Here is a 22,747-nt window from a genome sequence, read left to right as displayed (position 1 = left end):
CAGTTGGCAGTTGGCAGTTGGCAGTTGGCAGTTGGCAGTTGGCAGTTGGCAGTTGGCAGTTGGCAGTTGGCAGTTGGCAGTTGGCAGTCGTCAGTGGTCATTAGTTATATCATGTCCGCCTAATCACTTACGATATGTCCGCAGGGAGTTAAACGAAGCAATCGCAATGTTTCTGCGATTGCTTCTCTACGGTCGCAATGACGTTTAACCGGACAATTTATTATTGGTAAGAACTGTCAACTGACAACTGTCAACTGTCAACTGACAACTGACAAATTAAGATTGTTGGGAGTACATTTCCCGCAATACCAAAGCCGGGTCTACCCAGCGGCCGCCGTACTTCAATCCCCAGTGCAAGTGAGGCCCACTCGTGCGGCCGGTCATCCCAACTCTGGCAATTCTCGCACCCGCAGGCACTGTTTGACCTTGCCAAATTTGCAAAGTACCTTCGCGATCGGTATAATAACGCCCGCCGTTAGCCGTTAGCACTCGGCCTCTAAGGTGACAGTAGATGTGTTCCCAATTTCCCGATCGCACCACCATACCAGTGCCGCATCGGCCATCTTCCCAAACTTCCACAACTTGCCCGCCCCACCAATTGCGGATATAGCTGCCTTCCGGGGCGGCCAAGTCCAAACCGTAATGAAAATCCCCGCCACGGGGGCCGAAGGGGGAAGTGTATGTTTCAAAGTTTTCGACTGGAAAAGAAGCTTCTTGCCACAAATTACCCGTCGCTACTCTGCTTGGTAAGCCTGACTGAGCTTTGACCACCTGCTGCTGCAAATAAGGGCCGATCAACACAATGCCGATCGAAAGTGCCAGCAGCAGCATCTGTCTGAGACGAAAAAAGCGTTTTGCCGTCAGCGGGCCTCTAGAGTCTTGCAGGATTTTTTTCACGGCTCAAAGTTAAATGTGTGTGCGAGTGTGCGTTGTCTGTTAGGCTCACATCTTGCACCCTTGTCAATAAAGCTTTCAGGGGCGGGCTTTCCGGCCCAACCCACAAAAAAATCATTGTTTGTGGAACGGGCATCTTGCCCGTTTCTGAGGTGCAAGATGTAAGTTATGCCAATTCGCTGCAAGATTGGCTTTGAGCTCTACCCGCGATCGCGAATCAGTTTATCAACAACGTGTATCTTACTCCATCCAAAACCCGTGTCAAGGCTTCCGGGTAAATGGCCTGGGGTGATAAAAAAAATTCGCCGAGGAATTCGTGCTGCGGTTGAATTCGATCGAGCTTTTGCTTGACACTATAGTTAAGTTCGGGGATTTTGGATAACATCCAAAATCTCAAATTCATCACAAACATTCAAGCAATGCTTACTGAAATTTTTCCCTTTAGTTTTGCCATAGACGCAACTGCGATCGCCGGTGCGTCCTTGTGGTCTTTGGCCCTGTACTGGGGCCTGTCGCCCCTCACAGAATGGGTAATCCTGCAACTCAACCGCTGGATGAATTTTGCTGAGAGATCCCTCTACACCTCGGAAGCCGAGTTTGAAAGAACCCGCCAAGCCAGAGAAGCCCAAAATGCGTTTTACGCTTCGCTGTTGAGCATTGTGCCCTTTTTGATTGTGGGCGGATTGTGCAATTGGGGCGTAGAATTTTCTCTGGGTACTGGTTGGGCGGTATCTATGGGTACGATCGCCTGTATTGGTGGTGGCGTGTACGAGCTCGGCCGCCGAGACGGCGAGGAGTCTTAGGGGATTTTGGATTTTGGATTTTGGATTTTGGATTGCTCAAGATATTTGGAGATTTACCATTCTCTAGAATTGATCGTAATCCCAAATCCAAAACTCCAAGTCTCAAATAACTTTGACATTATAATGTTAATGGATTTGTGACAGATATTTTTTTTGATGAACCGCAGAGGGCGCAGAGGACACAGAGAAAGAGAAGAAAAGAGAAAGGAATAGAAGAGAATAGATGGTGTTCATATTTCTTCTAAGGCTTGCTATACAGGTGGTTCCACCACATTAGCCATGTATTTTAACCGTAATTTGACTCAGGATGTTTGCCTAAAAGCCGCAGTTGCCGTTCAGTAGCGGTAGCGATAATTTCGGGGTTAAACTGCCACGGCCAAGGCGAAAATTTCTGCGCGATGTTGCGGTGGGAATAATGGACTTGCAGTAAGTAGCGAGTTCCATCTGTTGTCGTATTTTTGCCGCCGGAGTGCCAAATTTCACTGCGGAAAAATAACACATCTCCTGCTTTGCACACAACTGGTTCTGGGGAGTGTCCGTTCCAAGTTTCTTCCCCGCGATCTGGTTTTCGACCAGATTTGTGACTACCAGGAATAATGTAGGTAGGACAGAGGTCTTCTGCGATGTCGCTGAGATAGAAATGGGCTGTACAAATCCATACTGGTAGTTGAAAAGTGCGTCCGGCAAACACGCTTTCGGGCACGGGTACAAACACCTGATCGACGTGGACGCGCCAACCATCATAACCGGGCCCGCTTTTCCACGCAGTCATGCCGATAATATGGCAATCGCTGCCCATTAATGCTTCTGCTAACTCAATTATACCCGGTCGATCGACATAGGAAAGCCACAGGCGATCGCGATTAAAAACGCACTTAAAATGCTGGTTCAATTCACTCCAACTGCTACCATCGAGTCCGAACGGTTGCAGGCGATCGAGTGCTTCCTTGGTTTGCGCCACTTCCGACGGACTGAGTACACCGGGAATCAGCGCAAAACCATCTTCATGCACTGCTTCTACCGCCCCTGCTGTGTCGAAAAGATCACAAGTCTTTTGCCGATAGCTGAAAACTTCGCTTAACGTGCTTGCGTTCATAATTCAAATTAAAGTAAAATTATTAACTGTTATTAAATTATCACACTTCGGACAGTTTAAGGGCTGACGCGCATGGGCGAGAAACCGGGTTTCTACAAAATCTTTGCCATTAGTAACGACAAATCTACGAAGAAACCCGGTTTCTGAGGTTGCAAGTGCGACTGTAATTGTAATTAATGCGTATTTTTTTTAGGTATAATTCACACTTCTGATTTGGGGATAAATCAAATGAAATACCAACCAGAACCAACATCATTAAATCAAGCCCGCGCCGCCTTCCAAAAAATTTGGGGATACGACGACTTTCGACCGCCCCAAGGAGAAATCGTCGGTAGTTTATTAGCGGGAAAAGATACAATAATAATTATGCCGACTGGTGGCGGCAAATCAATCTGCTTTCAACTGCCAGCTTTGTTACAAACAGGCTTAACGTTGGTAGTTTCGCCGTTAGTCGCACTGATGGAGAATCAAGTACAAGAATTGCGCGATCGCAATCTTCCCGCTTCCCTCCTCCACAGTCAATTGCCAACAGCGCAGCGCCGAAAAACTATGCAATCGCTGCAACAAAATAAATTAAGATTGCTGTACCTGTCTCCTGAAACATTACTCAGTAAACCTGTTTGGGAAATTATCACTCAGCCACACATCCAAATCAACGGTTTAATATTAGATGAAGCTCACTGCTTAGTACAGTGGGGTGATACTTTTCGACCAGCTTACCGCCGTTTGGGAACAGTGCGATCGGCTTTGTTGAAAGCTAAACCAGCAAATAGTAAAATTGCGCTCGCAGCTTTTACCGCTACCGCCAACCCGGAAGCACAGCAGACAATCAAAAATGTCTTGCAACTGCAAAAACCCGAAGCATTTTTGCTAAATCCCTATCGTTCTAACCTGCACCTGCAAGTGCAAACAGTCTGGACGCCGAGAGGACGCAAGCAGCAATTATTAAATTTTATTAAAGCTCGACCAGAACAAGCAGGTTTAGTCTATGTCCGCACTAGAAAAGATAGCGAAAACTTGGCGGAGTTGTTGGAAGCAGCAGGTTATGAAACAGCAGCATATCATGCAGGTTTGAGTCCAGAATCACGACGAAAAATAGAAACAGCTTGGCTGAACAATGAGCTTAAATTTGTGACTTGTACCTCAGCATTTGGGATGGGAATTAATAAGCCCGATGTCCGATGGGTTGTTCATTATCAAGCACCTTTGCTATTATCGGAATACATTCAGGAAATTGGTAGAGGCGGACGCGACGGCAAATCGGCGATCGCCCTGACATTGATTAGCGAACCGACGGGTTTGCTTTATCCCGAAGATAAACAAAGAAAGGAATTTTTTCAAGATAAATTGCGATCGCAATACCGCGAAGCTCAGCAATTAGCCAAAAAACTGCCAGTAAAAGGCGATATAGAAGCAGTTTCCCGCGAATTTCCTGAAAGCGATCTCGCCCTTTCAATCTTGCACAGCAGCGGACAATTAACATGGCAAGATCCTTTTAATTACGCGATCGACAAATCCGCACAGCAAAAAGCGGAAAAATCAAATTTTACCGCCGCTGAGGAAATGGTAAAATATTTGAAACATCGGCAGTGCAGGTGGCAATTTTTGCTGCAAGCTTTTGGGTTTGCAAATGAGGCGAAATCTATGCAGTGCGGCCACTGCGATAATTGTCGGTGAAACCAGTTCGTGGGGGCGGGTTTACGAGATTATAGGTTTTAGGCAATTATTATGGGTGAAACCCGCCCCTACAGGATATGTAGTGCATACAAATCGATCGATTTTAAATTAGCGATTACCGATTACCAAAGAAAGTAAATGATAGAAACAGACACTGCGGCACATATTTACACAGTAGAAAATACAGAGGAATTCGATCGCAGTAATGTCAATCAGCGATTAGATATTTGGCTGTCAAACCAGATACCGGACTTATCCCGATCGCGAATCCAAAGCCTCATATCACAAGGTAACGTCAAAGTCAACGACGAAACCTGCACCTCGAAAAAAATATCAGTAAAAACGGGCGATCGCATCCACCTCACATTACCTGAAGCCCAGCCCACAAAGTTGCAGCCCGAAGCAATTCCCCTCGACATCCTCTACGAAGACGACAGCCTAATTATCATCAACAAACCAGCCGGATTAGTCGTCCACCCAGCAGCCGGACACCAAGACGGTACCTTAGTCAACGCCCTCTTAGCCCACTGTCCCCTAGCAGAAATCGGCGGAGTTCAGCGGCCGGGAATCGTACACAGATTAGACAAAGATACAACAGGTGCGATCGCGATCGCCAAAACCGACATCGCGCACCAACACCTGCAAGCCCAACTCAAAACCAAAACGGCCCGCCGCGAGTATTTAGGCATAGTTTACGGGGCTCCCAACACCGAAACAGGCACAATAGACCTACCCATCGGGCGGCATCCCACAGACCGCAAAAAAATGGCGGTAGTACCAGTAGAAAAAGGCGGTCGCCCTGCAGTTACTCACTGGACAATCAAAGAAAGAATTGGCAACTATTGCTTAATGCACTATCAATTAGAAACCGGCCGCACCCATCAAATTCGCGTCCATACAGCGGAGATAAAACATCCCATTGTCGGCGACCCGATGTACAGTTCCAACCGTTCCATCGGCGTCAATTTAACCGGACAAGCCCTCCACGCATGGCGGCTGACTTTGCAGCATCCCGTAACAGGAGAATTAATAGAGGCGATCGCCCCTTTGCCCGATCAATTCAACACTTTGTTGAAAATATTGCGGTTGCGGGCTAATATTTGATATTTTGGGCAGTTAACACTGGTAATTTCTATGTCTAAATTTGAGGAACTTTGCAAAGCTTACGCCGCATCCCGGCAAGCATACCGCAAATCCTGCGAAGCTTGTCAGGATTTTAGTGAAATTTTTATCAAGCAAATGAGCGATTATTTGGAATGCCCGATTCAAAACCAAAATCATAAATTTGATGACAATGGCATACTGTATTTTGATGGTGCGATCAATGTTTGCGAAAATCCCGAAAATCCCGAAAATGGCGATCGCGAAACAGTCGAAATCTCTTTGAGTGTTAACAAAGTTATTGACAATTTCATTGTCACGGTTTATCCTTGGGGTCACGAATTCAAGATTCTCATTGATGAACCCAGACACTTTGAAGAAGCTTTTGAATACATTTTTGATCGACTCCAATCAGCTTATACTGGCGTAAGCCTCTTACCGTCAGAACCCGATCCAGTACCTTTTTAATGACTAAATTCCTTACTATAAACCTTTTTTCGCCTTCCTTTTTTTTCATTAAACTTCTTGCCTAAATCTTTGATGTAAGAGGGAAACCGCAGATGAACGCAGATGAACGCAAATAGTTCAGGGGGTGACAACCCCGTCTTGACCCATAGCTAACAAAGGTTAGACCGATTTATGGTAAAAAAAGATGGGGTCAATTTTATAAGTAACCCTATCTATATGCAATCCTAAATCATTTGCATAATTATTGTAGGGGCAATCCCCCCGTGGTTGCCCGATAGATAGGGGGTAGGCACGGGGAGTAGGGGTAGCACTACCCCTACAAATGTATCTGAATCATTTAGGATTGCTATATATGCAATGTCACCTCCATTTTACCAAAATTGTTTCCCAAGACAACTAAAAAAATGGGTATTCAAAAATATGTGGGGCGCATCAAAGAAGAACCGCGAACTATACGCCGACATAGTATTTTTTGGATGGGATTGTATGGTCATTCTTGGGTAATAGAAATAGAATGTTGTGAAAAAATGATTGAGTAATTAATGGCAATAAGACGGAACAAGCTACCATTTTTTCAGAGGGCTTGAGGGCTATGTCCCTGATGAGACGGACGTTTTGAGGGCGTTGTCACCCCGTGAAGAAAAACCCTTTACTTACATCAAATCTGGCGGCTACTTTCCTAATTGATGTATCACCTTGTTCATAACTTTTAACAAAGCCAAAGCCGTCGCTTGACTGGTGGACTCCCAAATCCAAATAGTCAGCGCAAACGCGGACATAGCGCTGCCAATCATCGAAGCAGCTTGTCCGAGCCAGAGTTGAATAAATTTTTGCATGAAATAGGCGATTAATAGGATTTAAAATTCCGAGGATAGGGGTTTTTAGGCAGGATAATGACCGAAAGCATCCAGGATACCCGCCACGTGATTCATTCCGAAAGCAGACTCAGGATCCAGAAATAAAAAACCTGTATCCGATGAAACTTGCCCCCCGAATTTATCTCGCGCAAGTCAATGCTTCAATTCTTTAATCTAAAATCTAAAATCTAAAATCTAAAATCGATTGACACCCGCATAAAATCCCACGCCGCTCTCATTAAAACCAAGGCCATTGCTGGCTAAGTGGAGATAATTCTTCATATTGCTGTCTCGCCTCCTTGCGGTAAAATTTCGCCAAATGCCGCTGCCGCCACATCAGGACACCCGTAACAAACAGTACAAACGCTGCTAATCCTGCGATCGCGTGTACCAACCGCAAGTAAATTCCGCCATAGCTGCCAATATGTAGCGGATAAAGTGAGTTGAGAATTCGATTTGCTACAGAAGCTGAATTTACACTGTCAGCCTGCAATATTTCGCCACTGTATTGGTCTATATAAATGGTGCTAACCCCGTTTGGGTGCGGCTCGTTGGGAAATTTTTTACGTACTTTAAAAATTGCTTCAGGCGTCAAAGGCAGAGAAATAAAAGTGGTTGTAGCTTCCGGCCAAACGGTATTAACTTGGTGTAATATTTCATCAATATTTTGCCTCGAACTGCTAGAGTGGAGATGAGAAGTCAAGGCTGGGTGTGGCTTTTCATTCGTTAGCCAATACAGAGTCGATTCAACGGGCGCGTAAAAAATTATCGCTGTCCCTGTAGCGGAGATGAGTATGAGAAAAGCGACCGAGACAATGCCAGAAACGTTATGTAAATCAAATACAGTCCGCTGCCAGTGAGCTTTCCAATTAATAGAAAATCCGCGACCCAAATTGCGCCAACCAGTCCACAATACCAAGCCAGTAAAAGTTAGTCCTAGCATTACTAGACCGCAAATGCCTACAACAAGATGACCGAATTCTCCTGCCGCTAATTCCGCGTGTAACGTAAAAATAAAACCTGTAAAAGTTTCTTTCTTAAGGCGCGCGCCCTTAATTTCTCCGCTGTAAGGATTGACATAAACGTTAACTATTTCCTCACTCTTTGACAGCATCGAAACTTGGCAAACTTCCTTCGCTGATCGCGGCAGCAAGATACTAAGAGCTTGATTTTGCGGATAAGCTTTTTCGACAATTTGCAGGACATTTTCCAGCGGTATCCGTTCGACTTGAGGAATTACTTGCAGGAGTTGGGGATTGAAGAACCGCTCGATTTCGGGACTAAAAACCAGTAAGCTGCCGGTTAAAGCAATTGCTGCTAGAAATATTCCTACTACCAACCCCAAATACAAGTGGAGTTTGAATGCGAGTTTGCGGAACTTCATCTCGAAATTTTCCTCGAAGCCGTTAACTGTTCTCATTAAGGTAAAACCGATAGTCCGACAGGGAATTCATTCCCTGTCTCAAAGCTAAAGTCCTCGCTATGAGGACTGAGAAAAACACTTTTCAACTCATTAGTCCTCTTGAGAGGACTTTAGCTATTAGACAGGGGTTTCAACCCCTGGCGGACTAGCGGGTGGGCGCGAGGACTGGCAGACTAATATCAAATCCGTTAGCATCGGAATAGTAAATTCGAGTTCACTGTTGACGGTTGGCTGTTGACAGTGAACAGTCAACCGTCAACAGTCAACATCATTCCGGTGTAACCGGAAATGATATAACAGCTTAAATTGACACCAATGGGTTCTTGGAGTGTCCCTACGGGGATATTGAATCTACCTCATAAACCTGCAATCTGCTGTAATTACCAGTTAAGGCGGTAATTAACACTGAGAGTCAAACCTCTCCCTGCATAATTAGAGCTGTCCAATCCAAATCCAGCGGAGTATTGCGACAGCACAGGAAAATATTGATTATTCAATAAATTCTCGACTTTGACTTGTAGCAGCCCCGATCCAATTTTAACCGCGCTGACGTAATCCAGTGTGAGATAGCTGCTAATCGGGCCGCCATCCGAGCCGTCTTTGAAGGCTTGATCGCGATTTCCAGAATATAATAACTGTAACCGATTGTTCCATCCCGGCAAAGTTTCGTTTTGAACATAAGCTGTTAGCTTGAGCGGTGGAATTCGGCTGCTATCGATGGCGATGTAACGGTTGTCATCCTCATATTCGCCTTGAATATAAGTAGCAGTCCCACCGATCGACCATGTTCGTCCAGGTTGCCAATCCACAGTTCCTTCTAAGCCGTAAATGCGTTCTGGGGCGCGCTGTAGTTCCAGGCGGCCTGTGTTGCCAACTGGTTCAAAACGGACTCCTAGATCCGAGGTATTGTAAAAAGCGGCAAGCGACATTTGCACGGATTGCCACCCTCCTCGAATGCCAATTTCGTAGCTGTTGACTTTTTGCGGTTGAGTTACTTCTAACGAAGATTCAATTCCGACAAAATCATCGGGGGGTTGGCGGAGTATGCGGCCGAAATCTGGAACTGAGAAACCTTGAGAAAAGTTGCCAAATATGTTGAAGGTGTCATTAATTTTATAGACAGCCCCTGTATTAAATAGGGTGGCGTTAAATTTGCGATCGCCTCCTTCGATCTGGCGCTCATTAAAAGTCGTATAATCATTGACGTTTAACCCGAGGCGTTCGTGACGTATCCCACCACTTAAAATGACGATATCGTCAATATTCCATTCCATTTGACCGAAAAAGCCAAGGCTGTTGAAAGTGTAAGGAGGGACGAAAGGACGCTCGGAGATTTTCCGGTAAACCCGGCGGCCACTTGCGTCAAATCTCTCCGGGTCGTACAGGTCGAAACGCTGTCTGCTATCTTCAGTAATATAGTCAGAACCCCAAGTTAATCGAAGATTTTCGGCACGGGATAAAGGAGTGGTGATCGCCAGTCTACCTCCTATCTGTTCGTTCTCGGCTCGCGAACGAGTAACACCGACAAACGGCCCAAAGAAGTCGGACGTGCGGTAATCTGAAGGAACACCTACATTGGAATTCGTTCGATAGTAGATTTGACTTTGAAGGGTGCTGCCAAAAAGGTTTTGGTTGGTGTAACTTAGGTTGATCTGTGTACTTTTATTTCCCGGTGTTTCCCCGTCAATATCCAAATCTCCGGTTCGGATGGCGCGGGCTTTTTGCCGTCCTTCCTGGTCGTCAACGCTAACGTCTGGGATCACATTAGGATCTTGGGTTTCGCGATAGTGATTGACCGTTAGTTGCAGCCGCTGGTTGGTGTCCAAATCTACCCCGACTTTGCCCATGACGTTGAAGAGCGTGCTGCTATCTCCGCCGATTTCAAACAAGGGAATGCGATCGCCTTTGGCATCGTAAAAAGCTCCACTTCTAGAGAGCGAGACAGTGCCGGTCATATCGAAATTGCCACTTCGGCCAGAAATCGTCTGCTGAGCGTTAAAGCCTAAAGCATCTCTTGTGTTTGTTAAAGCGCTACTGACGCCCACTTCAGTAACAGCAGTTAGCCTTTCCTCAGTTGGGCGACGAGTAATAATATTAATCACGCCACCTGTAGCCTGAGCGCCGTAGATTGCGGTAGACCCCCGCACTACTTCAACACGCTCGATCGCGCTGGGATCGATGTTTCTGAATTCTCTGCCAAAAGATTGAAGATTGGTCGTTTGTGGCACGCCGTCAATCAGAACGGAAACGTCGCGACCCCGCAAAGTTTGTCCATAAGTGGTCGTAGTTTGAGTGGGCGGCGCAAAACCGGGAACCTGATTTGCCAGAGCTTCCCCGACATTTCTCGATGGCCCTGTGTCCCGCTGAATTTCTTCTGAGTCTACCACCGTTATAGAGCGTGGCACGTTCGTCACTCTTTGTGAGGTTCGTGTTGCAGTGACGACGATTTCAATCGGGGATCTCCCCACCTGTGGCGTGCCAGGTGGCTGCGCTGTCGGCGGCAAGGGTTCTCCGGGTGTCCCAGGTGGCTGCGCTGTCGGCGGTAAGGGTTCTCCGGGTGTCCCAGGTGGCTGCGCTGTCGGCGGCAAGGGTTCTCCGGGCGTCCCAGGTGGCTGCGCTGTAGGCGGTAAGGGTTCTCCTGGTGTCCCAGGTGGCTGCGCTGTAGGCGGTAAGGGTTCTGCGGGTATCTCTACCGACTGCCCTGTCGGCGGCAAGGGTTCTCCGGGTGTACCTGGTGCCTGTGTTGTAGGAGCAGGTGCAGACGGGCGAGCAGTCATCTCCGAGGTGGGTTTTAAGCCCAGAATCAGACCTGCAGCGTTAGGAATCACCCGTGCCACTGGTTGACCCCTCTCGCCAACGACTTTGATTCGGATGCTGTTGTTATCTAAAGGAGTAACGGTGACAGAAGCAATTCCGGCAGCAGGCTTGTCTTGACGAAACTCATTTCCCCCCGGTAGTCGCAGTTGAGCGGTGATGACATCAACTTGTAAAGTTTCGCCAAAGCTGGCGCTGAAGACTTGCAGGGGTCTTCCATCTTCAGTGTCTAGGATGATTTCAATGCCTTCTGACGTGGGGTTGAGGCGAACGCCCGTCACCTGCGCGATGTTGGAAGCGCACGCGGGCCCAGCGACTAACGCCGACACGACTCCTGCCAGCCCAAGGCTATTTAATAATTTCTGCGATCTCTTCATTACTCTTGAATCAACAATTAATGGAACTTCGGATATGTGGTTTGCGTTGCTTGCACAACATGATTTGTGGCAGCGTTGCTGCTCTTCTGTGTCTCTTGAAACTGACCTGCCCAAGATCCGGCCCAGTTGTCGGGCGCAGTTCGATCCGATTCTCCCGTCGCTAGTGGCATTTGTCTGGGAATACAGGAGGCGCGTGAGGGCGAAAGCCTCATTCCGGTGGCGCTCTGGACGATCGACCACGGTTGGCACCGGACTCGGTTAAAGGAAGTAATCGCTGGGCGCTTAATGAGAAAGTGCCTTAATTAGATAACAGAGCACTTGCATCTGTCAAGAGTTAACTAATGAAAAATTTTTGCATTTTTTGGATAGGGGGTGTTACCCCTTACTCTAGTTACACACCACTTGCCTATTATGGTTTATGGTCAGGATCAGACAAACGATCGCCTAAAATGCTAGGGCAAAAGTTAGGAAAGATTTTCATATAGGAAACGATAACAGTCAACAAATTGGCTGAAAACTCTTGATAATTAATGTCATCTAGCCTAATATGCTTAAAGTCGATAGCCGTAAAGCCCCTGAAGCTGATATCGAAGCTGGCTGGGACTGAAATCGCCCCGGAGCCTGCAGCCGAACAGCCCGACAACAAAACGTGAAAACAAGCGCTCATACCCGGATTGAAGACTCAAACGCGCTGATGAGAGACTCGTAACGCCCGACAACTGTTCACAGAAAGTCTATGTGGAAAGAATTTGACCCAACTGGTTGGCGTACTGCAAACAAGATTTATTGGCGTTGCACAATTTGAGGATGATTCTTGTGGGGAGTAGGGGTTAGGCGTCCCGCCTGCTGTGAAAATACACGCCTTCGGGCTCATGGGCCCATCTCACAAAACAATCAAAATCATCCCGCAATTATGCAACGCCTTTTTAACTTCTTCCTTCTTCCTTCTTCCTTGTTCCTTCTGCTATAGTTTCTGGCGCGAACTCAGGTGAGCTTCAATTTCCGATCGCGATCGCCATACAGGGCGCAATTCCTTACGAGCAAAGAGCTGCCACCGATCGCCGGCGTGGGGCGAACCAGGTGGAGTGGCGTTGCCGTAACTGTTTAGCGCCATCGCTTTCACCGGAAGAGAGAACTCAATCGCAGCGACAAAAGAATCGCCCGCAACCGCTTGAAAGCGATCGTCTTTCCCTGGAGCGAACCATACTGAGCGAAATACACCCAAAGCACCGTCAGCTTCATTTGCAGCCAAATTCGCCTCCCCAGGCAATCGGAAGACTAAGGTTATTTTTGGAGCTGTCCCTGTTGCCAATTTCCCTCTACCTTCGTTCCATCTGCATATAGATAAGAACCTTGCCCGTGTTTTTGCCCGTTGAGGAATTCACCTTGATAGCGATCGCCATTGGCGTAAATGCAGGTACCTTTACCGTTGAACTGACCATCGCTAAATTCGCCTTCGCAGCGATCGCCATTCTTAAAAACGTAAACTCCTTTCCCGCTCATCTTACCCTTGACAAAAGTGCCTTTATAGCTATTTCCATTGGCGAACTCACGGACACCTTCACCACTAAATTCTCCATTGTCAAACGGCCCTTGATAACGTCCCCCTTCTTTAAAAGTAAACAACCCCTGACCTTGAGTGTTGCCCTTCACAAACTCTCCTTCATAGCGGTTGCCGTTCGGATATTCGCGAACCCCTTTACCGTGAAATTGCCCTTCACTAAATTGCCCCTCATAACGGCCTCCTTCAGCAAAGGTATAAATTCCCGGCCCGTGAGGCAAGTTATTCAGCAACTCTCCTTCGTAGCGGTTCTTATTAGCATATTGACAGACCCCTTTGCCGTTAACTTTTCCTTCTTTAATATCTCCTTCGCAACGAGTACCATTACTGAAGGTAAAAGCCCCTCGGCCGCTGGGAGAACCATTAGTAAAAGAGCCTTCGTAACGAATGCCGTTAGTTGAGGTAAAAGTGCCTGTACCGTCGAACTCACCGTTTTTAAAAGTACCTTCGTAGCGGTTGCCGTTAGCAAATTCGCGGACACCTTTACCGTTGAATTCACCCAAGGCAAATTCTCCTTGGTATCGACCTTCTTCTTTAAAGGTATAGATGCCTTGACCGTGAGGTTTGCCGTTGATAAATTGGCCTTCGTAGCGATCGCCGTTGGCATATTGACAGATGCCGGAACCGCTGAGTTTTCCCTCACTCAATTCTCCCTCGCAACGTCCGCCATCGGGTAAAGTAATTACTCCTGCCATTGCGCTGTGAGGGTTGGCAAACAACAAAGCCATTCCCAAGTTGGAACCAAGTAAGAGAGCGAGTCCAACTCGCGGAAGTTTACTTAATATTGCTGACGACATTCCCAAATTCATAATTCACAAAAAATTCAACTTTTAATTTTGCTATTCCTTGGACGGTGCTATAGAATTCCCAGCCAAATTGCTAGAGTTTCAAAAAAATCCCTACTTATCGAGCTGGAAGGTAATGGATGCTCTTTCTCCTTTAATGCCACTCTCTGATGAGGCAAGTTTCCATTTTTCTACTGCTTTAATCACTGCGCGATTCAAGTCGTTGTATTTGCTAGGAGTCGAAATCTTGATGTTGAATGGCTTACCGTTGGGGTCAATGTCAAACACGACTTCCACTTCGCCTTGCCGCCCTTCTTCTCTGGCTGCGCTCGGATATTCAGGTCTACCGCAGCTAATGCAAGTGTCGGGAAGCCGGCCGGAAGAGCCCGAAGGACTCCCCCCTCTTCCCGGATTTGTCGGTTTTGGCACTGGCCCGGAACCGCTGCCAAATGGCCCTGACGAACCTCCGCCGCCATTTCCACCTCCACCGGGTGATGAGTTCGACGCACTTCCGACCGGGCTTCCGCCTCCAGGGCCTCCACCTCCAGGGCTACCAGAGGTGGCGAGGTTTCCTAAACCTCCGCTCCCATTTCCAGAATTGCCACCGCCTCCTGGCCTGGTGGCCGTGACTGGCGAGCCAGCTGCAGGTGTTCGGGGCGATCGCCCCGAACCAGTCGCAAATGGATCTGACGAAGGTATGTTGCCATTTTCCCTGGCACCGGATGGTGAGTTCGGCGCACTTCCTCCGGGGCTACCAGAGGAGGAAGGGTTTGTGAGATCCCCGATCGCATTTCCAGAGTTACTACCGCCTCCTGGCCTAGTAGCTGTGACTGGTGAGCCAGCCGCGGGCGATCGCTGTAGGGGCCCGGAAGAAGGATTTAATGGCTCATCAGAAGGCTCCCCGCTACCCGCCGAAGCAGATGACGAGAGCGGGTTATTTTTTTCAGGGCTGTCGGAGGAGTTGGGATTTCCAGCATCTTTTGTAAAGTCTGTGGAACTTCCAGCACCCTTGGGGCGGGAGGCGGTAACGGGTGGTTCGCTTTTTGGAGGATCGGGCGAGGGGGTATCCGGTTCCTTGGCGATCGGGGTTTTAGGAGTTTCTGGGGAATTGAAATCCTGTTGAGGTGGGGGGGAAGGCTCGATGGGAGTTGGTGGCGAAGTTTCCGTTAAGGGCAGCTCTTTCTTAATCTCTGGTGGTGGCGTTACCGCTACGGGTGGCTCCTCTGGAATCGGCGGTGGCGTTACCGCTACCGGCTGCTCCTCTGGAATCGGCGGGGGCGTTGCCGCTACCGGCTGCTCCTTTGGAATCGGCGGTGGCGTTACCGCTACCGGAGGCTCATCTGGAATCGGCGGTGGCGTTGCCGCTACGGGTGGCTCCTCTGGAATCGGTGGTGGCGTTGCCGCTACCGGCTGCTCCTCTGGAATCGGCGGTGGCGTTACCGCTACCGGAGGCTCCTCTGCGGGAGTTGGCTCTGGTGGCGGTTCTGGTTTAAACGTCTCAGGCGGGGGAGATGCCTTTTCTGGAATAGTCGGCTCTGGCTCGGTTTCCTCTACTTTGGGCTCATCAAGCACAACAATTTCAATTGCATCCTCTGCAAATTCCGCAGGTTTGACCAACTTGAGGCTCAACGGCAGTGCGACACCGTGCAGTAAGGTTGAGGCTAACAGACTGATCGCCAGAACTTTTTTGAGAGCTTCTTCTTGTTGTTGTCTTTGCGTCGCCGAAACATTTGAAAAACTCATGCCTTATGAATCTCCTTGATGGATGGGTTGGCAACGTCCTCGCTGGCTCCCCGACATAACCCGAAACAAGCTACCAACTGCGGGTTGAGCTTGCTATCAATGATGAACTTACCCATCCTATAAGAAGACTGTCACCCTGTTCAAGACTCTTGCAATTAATTTTCATTATTAAACTGTAAGATAGCGACTAGACGCTATCAATCAGCATTTCCTTTGGGTGCACGTCGCTCTCGTGGGTGCTGTCAATGTTCTGATTCTGGCAGGGCTAGGTGCCAAAATGCCTGAACGGCAATACTCTCGCCCGTAATCAACCAACGAATTTCCACATTCTCAAGCTTTTCATAAATTTTAATTAATTAGCAAAACCAATTAAATTGATATATTTAATAAATAATGATTATCTTATAGGGTGGCTCATGACTTGACAAACCCTAAATTTTGTGGAAACCTAGTTGAGAATCTTTTGAATTATTGAAGGTTATTGTCAAGTCCTAACGCAAATATTTAGCAAAGAAGCACTGGCAGAACAATCTGTCGCGAGCTCGGTCGGGATCACAGTAGGAGCATTTTGGGTACAGACGAAGATAGTCACATACAGGTAGTGCGATCGCGCTTGCGATCGCGCTTGAGTAAAACAATTCGCAGCCTGAATCACTTGTGCCGACTTGACGCAGAAACTCTACCAGCCTTCTCACGGGCTAATTGCACCATTAGGCAGCTTGCGATCACTCAACAGAGCTAGCGAGAGTACAAAGCAATGGATAGTTTCATTTACATTTTTCGCGCCGCAGGCATTGTTGCTTGGCCGCTGTTTGCCTCGTCAATCGCAGCAGTCGCGCTGATCGTAGAGCGTCTTGCCTTTTGGTTTAGGGTAAATAGGCGGCAGCGGCGAGTGGTGCGAGAAGTGCTACAGCTTTACAGTCAAAACCCCGATTCCGCCATCAAAAAGTTACAAGTAAACGGCGATTTGCCCCTAGCCCGGATTTTTTTAGAAGCTTTAGAATTAGACTCGCCCAACATCGAAGAATTTCGTTTGGCCCTAGAGAGTGGCGCTCAGGCAGAAATCCCCATCCTGAAGCGATTCAATACAATATTTGACACCATTATCAGCCTTTCCCCACTATTTGGGTTGCTCGGAACAGTTTTGGGGTTAATTACCACGTTTTCCTCCCTCAAACTGGGGAATGCCACGGGCACCAATGCCACAGGCGTTACTTCTGGGATTAGCGAAGCCCTCGTTTCTACGGCAATAGGGTTAGTTGTGGCAATCTTTACGCTCTTATTTGCCAATATGTTTCGCGGGTTTTACTTACAGCAGATTGCTTTTATTCAGGAAGCTGGAGGCCAGTTAGAGCTATTGTACCGTCACCGCTACGAAAAATTACCAAGAGAATCTAATTATGCGCCTACCCGATGAACCTGATAGTATTCCCCAGATTAACATCGTGCCAATGATTGATGTGGTCTTCGCGATATTGACGTTTTTAATTGTTTCCTCTCTGTCTTTATCCAAATCCGAGGGTTTGCCCGTAAATTTACCGAAAGCCTCAACCTCTCAAGTTCAGGACTCGCCTGCTAAAATTACCGTCACCATTGATGATCGGGGAAAATTAATGGTTGATAAAAAGTTAGTCAACTTAGAGCAGATTGAGAGTACAGTGCGACAGGTAATGGGGTCAAATCCGAACTCATTAATTGTGCTGAATGCGGATAAAAACGTCAATCACGGAAATGTGGTGGAAGTTATGGATCGATTACGCCGAATTAAGGGAGCTAAGTTAGGGATTGCTACCGCAAAGTAGAGAGCTAATATAATTCCTAATTTGTAATCCCTCATACTTTTAAAGTGAAATTCCTCGGTGCAAATGTACTCAAAAAGCTGGCTGGGTGACTCCCGGCGGCGAATTTGCGGGGCTGTCAACCAAGCTTGTTGAAACCTAATCACTGGCTGTCCACTTTATTCTCAATGACTGGTTGAACCTGTGGCGGCACATTATACGGAATCCGGCTTTCAAAAGTCTGAAACAAATTAGTCAGAGGTTAACCAATGATAGTTGGTTAGATTCCGAATTTCTACCTGCATATTCTCCTGGAGAAACCGACATCGTTCAATTAATATTGTTGGGAGTTCATCTATAGTTTCAACACAAGTATTAGCCAACGGTTCATCCACCAATTTCCATAACCGATCGGCTGGTTGTAACTCTGGAGAATAGAGAGGAAGATGTTCCACCAATACGCTTGGGTTAGTGCTAAAAAAACCGATCGTGCGTAGGTTGGGTTGAAAAACGAACCCTCGGTTTCACTCCGCCCAACATTTGCGTTACAATTTTCCACGGGCCCAAGCGTATTGAGTTAGAACTAGATTTTTGAGTTTTTATAGATTAAAAAGATATGAATCATGCCCGTAAGGTCAATTTTGAGAGTCCTCCAACTGGTTGATGTGCTCCTGACACAGAATTCAGGGTATTTTTACTGACTATTATCTTGGGCTAAGGACTCTCAAGAGGCACCGCAACTGCGTGTGTGCGAGTTGGGGGTGCGGAATGTGGGTTAGATGCTAGTGCAAGTCTGGGATGTACTGCTGTGTGCAAATTGGTTGATGTCCAACATATCAATGTAGCCGTTTATCTCATTTCTCCCAATCTTATCTACTCCTCTAGGTGCGATCGAGTTCTTGCAACCCTGACACCAGATTGCCCAGTTCCATGACCAAAAGAATGGGATACAAGCCCCGTCCTTATAGGACGGCTTTAATTCTATAAATTCTGGAATTAACGTCAAATATATGGTAGTATAAGACAGCAGCCTGCCCAGGTCGAACCATGCTAGTTTTTGAGTTCAAAGCCTACGGGAAAAAGCAACAATACGACAAGATCGATGAAGCTATTCGCACGGGGCAATTTATTCGGAATAAATGCCTGCGGTACTGGATGGACAATCGCGGTGTCGGCAGAAAAGAACTGTATAAATATTGCACTCAATTGCGAGCAGAGTTTGGCCTTGTCAAAGACTTGTACAGTCATGCTTGTCAAGCTGCTGTTGAAAATGCCCAACGCGCGATCGATCGGTTTTTCGACAACTGTAAAAACAAAAAGCCGGGTAAAAAGGGCTATCCGCAGTTCAAGAAAAACAGTCGCTCGATCGAGTACAAGGTTGGTGGCTGGAAACTTTCATCAGGCCGGAAACGCATTAACTTTACTGATAAGAAAGGTATCGGGATGCTGAAATTAAAAGGCAGTCGAGACTTGCATTTTTATCAGATAGAGCAAATTAAAAGGGTACGGATTGTCCGACGTAGTGATGGGTATTACGTGCAATTCTGTGTCGATGCTCCTCGGAGCGCTCTCAAAGATTGCAAGTCATCCAATCGTGCGGTAGGAATTGATGTCGGAATTAAATACTTTTTGGCTGATAGTGAGGGAGGGATAGTCGAAAATCCTAAATTTTATCGCAAATCAGAAAAGCAATTAAACCGCGCCAACCGGAAAAAGTCCAAAAAGTTCAAAAAGGGTAAACCGCAATCTAATAACTACAAGAAGGCCAAAAATCGGTATGCTCGGAAACATCTAAGAGTAAGTAGGCAGCGAGAAGAGTTTGTCACTCTTAGTGGCACTCCGTTACGTCCAATCTAACGATTTGGTCGCCTATGAAGACTTAAATGTTCAGGGCATGGTAAAGAACCGAAAACTGTCTAAGTCGATTAGTGATGCCGCTTGGTCTAAGTTTCGGACGTGGTTGGATTATTTTGGGAGCGTCTACGGAACAAAAACCGTAGCTGTATCGCCCCACAATACCAGTCAGAATTGCTCGAATTGTGGCAAAAAAGTCAGTAAGTCTCTATCAACTAGAACGCACATTTGTCCGCATTGCGGGTATTCGGCAGATCGAGACACCAACGCAGCAATTAACATCTTGAAACGCGCCCAAAATACGGCGGGGCACGCCGAAATTAACGCTTGGGGAGAGATGCCCTCTAGTTTAGTTGGGGAAACCCTGCTAGGTTATGGCGACTCATTGAACCAAGAATCCCCGTCCTTATAGGATGGGGAGTGTCAAGTAAGCACCCCTAATCTTCGTTTTGTTGCTAAAACTCACCTTGGCATCGCTAAATACAACTACTGGAGTGACCTTGGTTAACTTCTTAGCTTTTTTGATGGCCGTAGCTTGGTTGGCAATCTGTGCCAGAAAATCTTTCTTAAAATCTATCAATTTCCCGTAAGATTGACGCTTGAGCACATCCCCATCCAACAGAACTACGGTTGAGTGAGACTTCACATCGGGAGCATCTCACCTTTGCAGCCCTCCGCTAGAAATTGGAGTTTTGAGGCAGGAGGCAGGAGGCAGGAGGCAGAAGGAAAGAGGCAGAAGGAAGGAGCCAGAAGGAAGGAGCCAGAAGAAGTATTTTTACAAATATGAGATGCTCCCCTTCACATCAAGGATAAAATTGACTCCTTTAGGCGATCGCAGCCACACATCGATATCGCCTACTTCCGGCAATCTTAAGTTGTACTCAGCTATCCATCCAGATTGGATTAGGGACTTCAAAACTTGCTGAATCTTTTCTTCACCACAGGCCCCTTGGTCAAATCTCTGAGACGACTTCCAAAACGTTTTCCCGTCCTCAATCAACGGAAGGGCGATTAATGCCCCTATCAAAATAGCCGCGACCAAAAATAAAAATAAAGGAGCAAAAGGTGCTACCGCGTATACCAGCAGTGGCAACAACACCAACCCTGTTGCGGCACCGTACCTGTATAAGGCTTTGGTACGAAGCTCTTTAGCATGGCGACGCAATGATTTTCCAGCATTTTCGTTATATTGCGGCTGCATAAATGCACCTATGCACTTATAGTTAACAATGAGAAAAGGTCGAATTATTTTTCTTCCTAATGACTAATGACTAATGACTAATAACTAATGACTAATAACTAATGACTAATGACTAATGACTAATGACAAAAAATTATGAGTCCCGAGTTTTGGATTCCAAGTTTATCAAAAAACTCAAACCTCAAAACTCAAGACTCAAAACTCTCTCAGCCTAAAAGCCGATCGATTCAGTCGATCGCCCGACACAAATAATCGCATCAGGGCAGCATCAATTACCGGCGACGGGGAACCATCGTCTCGATATTGATATTAGCCAGAGCCACGCGCTGCGGCGGAGTAGTAGGAATGGGCATATTGCGCGCCATACCCAAATAGTTGGACGGATCGCCAGCCTTCGCCTGCTGTTCTTGAGGAACAAAACGGCGGACACTGGTTTGCCAGATGATTTGCGGGAAGCCAAGCTGCGAACGGTGGTACTCACCGTAGCGGGGCGTCTTCAAGTTGAAAGGAGTGTCCCCTCCAACTCGCTGAGGCAAAATTCGGCGCTGCTGGTAAGGTATTGTGTCATAGCCGAACTTTTCCAGGTACTCTTCGCTATTGACCAACTCGTCAATAAAGCCTTGAGGCCCCTTATTGGCTACCACGATCGACCAAGCAATCTTTTCGCGCTCGCTGTACACATCCCGGCCCAAAATGCGCTGCACGCACATTTCCACAAACCGGTAATTGCTGTTAGTTTGATAATTCCGCTCCAAGAAAGGAGAAGAAGTCGCCAAACCGCGAATAAAGTCCCGCACAGTAATTTGGCCGAACTTGAGTTGCGACTCCAAAGACTTTTGGCGGTTGCTCTTGAGGATTTGGTGTTCGCTGTAAATCTGGCGATATCCAGCCCAAATCAAATTTTCCATGTCTCCAGACGAGAGCACATTTTCAGTTGTGAAAATTCTCGGCTGCTCGTCGCCGCCTACTTCAAAACCCGCAACGCGCTGGTTTTGGCTCTTGGGGGCGTAGCTTAATAAAGGAAGCGCCACGTTAAAATCTCCGTTATCTCAAATTTCAGAAATAGTTGACACCGTGAGCTGCCAGCATAACGGATACAACTAACCAACATACAGATTAGGGGATTCCCGCAATCTAAATCTGATTTTCCTGAATTTTTGCAACAATCTGTAACATTTGTTGACTGTTGTCAGTTGTCAGTGGGCAGTGGGCAGTGGGCAGTGGGCAGTGGGCAGTGGGCAGTGGGCAGTGGGCAGTGGGCAGTCAGCAGTCAACAGTCCACAGTCAACATCCAACAGCCAAATTACCAACCCAGAGCCGAATAAAACTCGCTGGCGGCCACTTGATCTGCGGCCGCTTCTGATGTTGCATCCGAGTCTGGTTGCACCCGAATTTCGGTACAAAAAGTCGATGTGCTGAAACCGCCAAAGCGCTTTACGGTACTCGTCCGCATCCGCACGTTCGGATTAGCAAACCAGAAACGCTCGATCGAACTCATCGTCTCGTATTCGGTAATCAGCAGCAGCCCATCCTCATCATCCATCTCAAAACGGCCAGCCACCGGCACAATTTCCGCATAGCCGCGTTCCCGCAACATCAACCCCTGCCGGGGATTTTCAGGATCGGGGACGATCGCGAACACCGTAGACCCTTTATGATTCTCATCATCCTTATCCCACGCCATCGAGCCGTGCCAAGTCACAAAAGCCCCCCCAGCAGCCCGGCTCGGATCGACTTCGTGCATCTTGCAAATATCGGCCACTCGCGCGTCATCCGCACCCAGCGCCGTTACCTGAATATTTGAATCCCCAATCTCCGCTTGGCGGAAAGCGAGGTGGTGAGTGCTGCGCTGAGAACGCCACTCCCCAGCACTGCTTTGAAAAAACTCCATTGCATCCATACGAACTAGCTCCTTTGGCTTAGGCTTCCCTGTCTTTACGCCTTTTTATGATAAGGCTCCCCCCACTTTGATGTACTTTTGCGACACAAATTAGTTTCAAAATGTCTACTTTGGACATATTGTCAAGGGAATGTTATGATAGTTTACAATGTAGGAGACACAACAAATCCTGCGAAACGTCATTCCGATCAATTTCGCATTAATCTCAGCAAACTGGAGGAGCGATTTATGGATATGCCTACAACCAGCCTCAGCATGGAACAGCAGTTCAAACTTCAAGTGCTGCGCGAAGAAGTCAAAAGGTTAAGCCAAGACCAAGCTCAGGAATACTTGCTCGAAGTTATGCGGCAAAGTATGGTCAAAGAAAACCTGTTCAAGCATTGGATGAAGAATATTTGACACTCCCCGCGCTGAA

Annotated in this window: 25 protein-coding genes; 11 read left to right on the top strand and 14 right to left on the bottom strand. The window is 47.3% G+C overall.

The features are described 5' to 3' along the window. Positions 1-276: 276 nt before the first annotated feature. Both QUA00_RS19675 and QUA00_RS19670 read right to left on the bottom strand, forming a co-directional pair. Positions 277-831: a M23 family metallopeptidase gene (locus tag QUA00_RS19675; protein WP_333410861.1), complete on the bottom strand. Its 555-nt coding sequence runs from the start codon at positions 829-831 to the stop codon at positions 277-279. A gap of 40 nt (positions 832-871) precedes the next feature. Next, the gene (locus QUA00_RS19670) at positions 872-1,030 is read right to left on the bottom strand and encodes a hypothetical protein (RefSeq protein WP_333410859.1); all 159 of its coding nucleotides are present in this window, start codon (positions 1,028-1,030) and stop codon (positions 872-874) included. Between the two features lie 283 nt (positions 1,031-1,313). On the opposite strand from QUA00_RS19670, the gene QUA00_RS19665 reads away from it, so the two are divergent. Continuing rightward, the gene (locus QUA00_RS19665; protein WP_333052219.1) at positions 1,314-1,697 is read left to right on the top strand and encodes a hypothetical protein; all 384 of its coding nucleotides are present in this window, start codon (positions 1,314-1,316) and stop codon (positions 1,695-1,697) included. Between the two features lie 286 nt (positions 1,698-1,983). Here the strand turns inward: QUA00_RS19665 and QUA00_RS19660 are convergent, their stop codons facing one another. Then, positions 1,984-2,793, bottom strand: coding sequence for a phytanoyl-CoA dioxygenase family protein (locus QUA00_RS19660; protein WP_333410858.1), 810 nt, complete (start codon positions 2,791-2,793; stop codon positions 1,984-1,986). 228 nt (positions 2,794-3,021) lie between these two features. Between QUA00_RS19660 and QUA00_RS19655 the strand changes: the two genes are divergently transcribed. The 3 genes from QUA00_RS19655 to QUA00_RS19645 all read left to right on the top strand — a co-directional run bounded on the left by QUA00_RS19655 (position 3,022) and on the right by QUA00_RS19645 (position 6,039). Further along, complete coding sequence (locus tag QUA00_RS19655; RefSeq protein WP_333410857.1) at positions 3,022-4,470, top strand: ATP-dependent DNA helicase RecQ; 1,449 nt, start codon at positions 3,022-3,024, stop codon at positions 4,468-4,470. A 138-nt stretch (positions 4,471-4,608) separates the two neighbouring features. Continuing rightward, on the top strand, positions 4,609-5,574 hold the full coding sequence (locus QUA00_RS19650) for an RluA family pseudouridine synthase (RefSeq protein ID WP_333306775.1): 966 nt from the start codon (positions 4,609-4,611) through the stop codon (positions 5,572-5,574). Positions 5,575-5,604: 30 nt separating this feature from the next. Further along, on the top strand, positions 5,605-6,039 hold the full coding sequence (locus QUA00_RS19645) for a hypothetical protein (RefSeq protein WP_333410856.1): 435 nt from the start codon (positions 5,605-5,607) through the stop codon (positions 6,037-6,039). 671 nt (positions 6,040-6,710) lie between these two features. Here the strand turns inward: QUA00_RS19645 and QUA00_RS19640 are convergent. The 6 genes from QUA00_RS19640 to QUA00_RS19615 form a co-directional block, all read right to left on the bottom strand. Further along, positions 6,711-6,875: a hypothetical protein gene (locus tag QUA00_RS19640; RefSeq protein WP_333410855.1), complete on the bottom strand. Its 165-nt coding sequence runs from the start codon at positions 6,873-6,875 to the stop codon at positions 6,711-6,713. A 259-nt stretch (positions 6,876-7,134) separates the two neighbouring features. Beyond that, on the bottom strand, positions 7,135-8,316 hold the full coding sequence (locus QUA00_RS19635) for a PepSY-associated TM helix domain-containing protein (RefSeq protein ID WP_333139524.1): 1,182 nt from the start codon (positions 8,314-8,316) through the stop codon (positions 7,135-7,137). A 383-nt stretch (positions 8,317-8,699) separates the two neighbouring features. After that, on the bottom strand, positions 8,700-11,510 hold the full coding sequence (locus tag QUA00_RS19630; protein WP_333410854.1) for a TonB-dependent receptor domain-containing protein: 2,811 nt from the start codon (positions 11,508-11,510) through the stop codon (positions 8,700-8,702). Positions 11,511-12,474: 964 nt separating this feature from the next. Next, on the bottom strand, positions 12,475-12,762 hold the full coding sequence (locus QUA00_RS19625) for a penicillin acylase family protein (RefSeq protein ID WP_333300296.1): 288 nt from the start codon (positions 12,760-12,762) through the stop codon (positions 12,475-12,477). Positions 12,763-12,794: 32 nt separating this feature from the next. After that, positions 12,795-13,868: a hypothetical protein gene (locus QUA00_RS19620; RefSeq protein ID WP_333139518.1), complete on the bottom strand. Its 1,074-nt coding sequence runs from the start codon at positions 13,866-13,868 to the stop codon at positions 12,795-12,797. 102 nt (positions 13,869-13,970) lie between these two features. Then, a complete protein-coding gene (locus QUA00_RS19615) occupies positions 13,971-15,599 on the bottom strand; it encodes a TonB family protein (RefSeq protein WP_333139516.1) in 1,629 nt (542 codons plus the stop codon). Between the two features lie 568 nt (positions 15,600-16,167). Between QUA00_RS19615 and QUA00_RS19610 the strand changes: the two genes are divergently transcribed. Genes QUA00_RS19610 through QUA00_RS19600 form a run of 3 tightly spaced genes read left to right on the top strand, consistent with a single transcriptional unit; the run spans position 16,168 to position 17,401 of the window. Further along, the gene (locus tag QUA00_RS19610) at positions 16,168-16,341 is read left to right on the top strand and encodes a hypothetical protein (protein ID WP_333139514.1); all 174 of its coding nucleotides are present in this window, start codon (positions 16,168-16,170) and stop codon (positions 16,339-16,341) included. Between the two features lie 15 nt (positions 16,342-16,356). Beyond that, positions 16,357-17,016: a MotA/TolQ/ExbB proton channel family protein gene (locus QUA00_RS19605; protein ID WP_333139512.1), complete on the top strand. Its 660-nt coding sequence runs from the start codon at positions 16,357-16,359 to the stop codon at positions 17,014-17,016. Next, positions 17,000-17,401 carry a biopolymer transporter ExbD gene (locus QUA00_RS19600; protein WP_333139509.1) on the top strand — a complete coding sequence of 134 codons (402 nt, stop codon included), beginning with the start codon at positions 17,000-17,002 and terminating at the stop codon, positions 17,399-17,401. The genes QUA00_RS19605 and QUA00_RS19600 overlap by 17 nt, the downstream gene beginning before the upstream one ends. A 227-nt stretch (positions 17,402-17,628) precedes the next feature. Here the strand turns inward: QUA00_RS19600 and QUA00_RS19595 are convergent, their stop codons facing one another. Further along, positions 17,629-17,832, bottom strand: a complete 204-nt coding sequence (locus QUA00_RS19595; protein ID WP_445252010.1) for a hypothetical protein — start codon at positions 17,830-17,832, stop codon at positions 17,629-17,631. Between the two features lie 592 nt (positions 17,833-18,424). Between QUA00_RS19595 and QUA00_RS19590 the strand changes: the two genes are divergently transcribed. Together QUA00_RS19590 and QUA00_RS19585 are read left to right on the top strand one after the other, a co-directional pair. Further along, positions 18,425-19,234 carry a transposase gene (locus QUA00_RS19590; RefSeq protein ID WP_333410853.1) on the top strand — a complete coding sequence of 270 codons (810 nt, stop codon included), beginning with the start codon at positions 18,425-18,427 and terminating at the stop codon, positions 19,232-19,234. Further along, positions 19,209-19,643 carry a transposase gene (locus tag QUA00_RS19585; protein ID WP_333139506.1) on the top strand — a complete coding sequence of 145 codons (435 nt, stop codon included), beginning with the start codon at positions 19,209-19,211 and terminating at the stop codon, positions 19,641-19,643. The genes QUA00_RS19590 and QUA00_RS19585 overlap by 26 nt, the downstream gene beginning before the upstream one ends. On the opposite strand, the gene QUA00_RS19580 is transcribed toward QUA00_RS19585, so the two are convergent. Next, positions 19,638-19,877, bottom strand: a complete 240-nt coding sequence (locus QUA00_RS19580; protein WP_333139504.1) for a hypothetical protein — start codon at positions 19,875-19,877, stop codon at positions 19,638-19,640. The two genes, QUA00_RS19585 and QUA00_RS19580, sit on opposite strands and share 6 nt — an antisense overlap. 18 nt (positions 19,878-19,895) lie before the next feature. Between QUA00_RS19580 and QUA00_RS19575 the strand changes: the two genes are divergently transcribed. Beyond that, positions 19,896-20,018 carry a hypothetical protein gene (locus tag QUA00_RS19575; RefSeq protein WP_333306770.1) on the top strand — a complete coding sequence of 41 codons (123 nt, stop codon included), beginning with the start codon at positions 19,896-19,898 and terminating at the stop codon, positions 20,016-20,018. On the opposite strand, the gene QUA00_RS19570 is transcribed toward QUA00_RS19575, so the two are convergent. From QUA00_RS19570 to QUA00_RS19560, 3 genes are all read right to left on the bottom strand, one after another. Further along, positions 20,007-20,432, bottom strand: a complete 426-nt coding sequence (locus QUA00_RS19570; RefSeq protein ID WP_333410852.1) for an NERD domain-containing protein — start codon at positions 20,430-20,432, stop codon at positions 20,007-20,009. The genes QUA00_RS19575 and QUA00_RS19570 overlap by 12 nt on opposite strands. A 272-nt stretch (positions 20,433-20,704) precedes the next feature. After that, positions 20,705-21,463 (bottom strand): phycobilisome rod-core linker polypeptide, encoded by a 759-nt coding sequence (locus QUA00_RS19565; RefSeq protein ID WP_333139500.1) that lies wholly within the window; start codon positions 21,461-21,463, stop codon positions 20,705-20,707. 272 nt (positions 21,464-21,735) lie between these two features. Beyond that, positions 21,736-22,332 carry a phycobiliprotein lyase gene (locus QUA00_RS19560; RefSeq protein ID WP_333139497.1) on the bottom strand — a complete coding sequence of 199 codons (597 nt, stop codon included), beginning with the start codon at positions 22,330-22,332 and terminating at the stop codon, positions 21,736-21,738. Positions 22,333-22,467: 135 nt separating this feature from the next. Here QUA00_RS19560 and QUA00_RS36885 point away from each other — a divergent pair, with 135 nt between their 5' ends. Next, positions 22,468-22,731, top strand: coding sequence for an NblA/ycf18 family protein (locus QUA00_RS36885; RefSeq protein ID WP_445301031.1), 264 nt, complete (start codon positions 22,468-22,470; stop codon positions 22,729-22,731). Positions 22,732-22,747: the final 16 nt, after the last annotated feature.

It is taken from the genome of Microcoleus sp. T2B6, from assembly GCF_036700475.1.
Lineage (GTDB): Bacteria > Cyanobacteriota > Cyanobacteriia > Cyanobacteriales > Microcoleaceae > Microcoleus.
The sequence above is the reverse complement of the archived record's forward strand: the minus strand, read 5'-3'. Positions and strand labels throughout refer to the sequence as shown.

Excerpts from the sequence above, each read along its gene's own strand:
- QUA00_RS19675 (WP_333410861.1), bottom strand. The coding sequence starts at position 831 with ATGCTGCTGCTGGCACTTTCGATCGGCATTGTGTTGATCGGCCCTTAT.
- QUA00_RS19670 (WP_333410859.1), bottom strand. The coding sequence starts at position 1,030 with ATGCCCGTTCCACAAACAATGATTTTTTTGTGGGTTGGGCCGGAAAGC.
- QUA00_RS19665 (WP_333052219.1), top strand. The coding sequence starts at position 1,314 with ATGCTTACTGAAATTTTTCCCTTTAGTTTTGCCATAGACGCAACTGCG.
- QUA00_RS19660 (WP_333410858.1), bottom strand. The coding sequence starts at position 2,793 with ATGAACGCAAGCACGTTAAGCGAAGTTTTCAGCTATCGGCAAAAGACT.
- QUA00_RS19655 (WP_333410857.1), top strand. The coding sequence starts at position 3,022 with ATGAAATACCAACCAGAACCAACATCATTAAATCAAGCCCGCGCCGCC.
- QUA00_RS19650 (WP_333306775.1), top strand. The coding sequence starts at position 4,609 with ATGATAGAAACAGACACTGCGGCACATATTTACACAGTAGAAAATACA.
- QUA00_RS19645 (WP_333410856.1), top strand. The coding sequence starts at position 5,605 with ATGTCTAAATTTGAGGAACTTTGCAAAGCTTACGCCGCATCCCGGCAA.
- QUA00_RS19640 (WP_333410855.1), bottom strand. The coding sequence starts at position 6,875 with ATGCAAAAATTTATTCAACTCTGGCTCGGACAAGCTGCTTCGATGATT.
- QUA00_RS19635 (WP_333139524.1), bottom strand. The coding sequence starts at position 8,316 with ATGAGAACAGTTAACGGCTTCGAGGAAAATTTCGAGATGAAGTTCCGC.
- QUA00_RS19630 (WP_333410854.1), bottom strand. The coding sequence starts at position 11,510 with ATGAAGAGATCGCAGAAATTATTAAATAGCCTTGGGCTGGCAGGAGTC.
- QUA00_RS19620 (WP_333139518.1), bottom strand. The coding sequence starts at position 13,868 with ATGTCGTCAGCAATATTAAGTAAACTTCCGCGAGTTGGACTCGCTCTC.
- QUA00_RS19615 (WP_333139516.1), bottom strand. The coding sequence starts at position 15,599 with ATGAGTTTTTCAAATGTTTCGGCGACGCAAAGACAACAACAAGAAGAA.
- QUA00_RS19605 (WP_333139512.1), top strand. The coding sequence starts at position 16,357 with ATGGATAGTTTCATTTACATTTTTCGCGCCGCAGGCATTGTTGCTTGG.
- QUA00_RS19600 (WP_333139509.1), top strand. The coding sequence starts at position 17,000 with ATGCGCCTACCCGATGAACCTGATAGTATTCCCCAGATTAACATCGTG.
- QUA00_RS19590 (WP_333410853.1), top strand. The coding sequence starts at position 18,425 with ATGCTAGTTTTTGAGTTCAAAGCCTACGGGAAAAAGCAACAATACGAC.
- QUA00_RS19570 (WP_333410852.1), bottom strand. The coding sequence starts at position 20,432 with ATGCAGCCGCAATATAACGAAAATGCTGGAAAATCATTGCGTCGCCAT.
- QUA00_RS19560 (WP_333139497.1), bottom strand. The coding sequence starts at position 22,332 with ATGGATGCAATGGAGTTTTTTCAAAGCAGTGCTGGGGAGTGGCGTTCT.
- QUA00_RS36885 (WP_445301031.1), top strand. The coding sequence starts at position 22,468 with ATGATAGTTTACAATGTAGGAGACACAACAAATCCTGCGAAACGTCAT.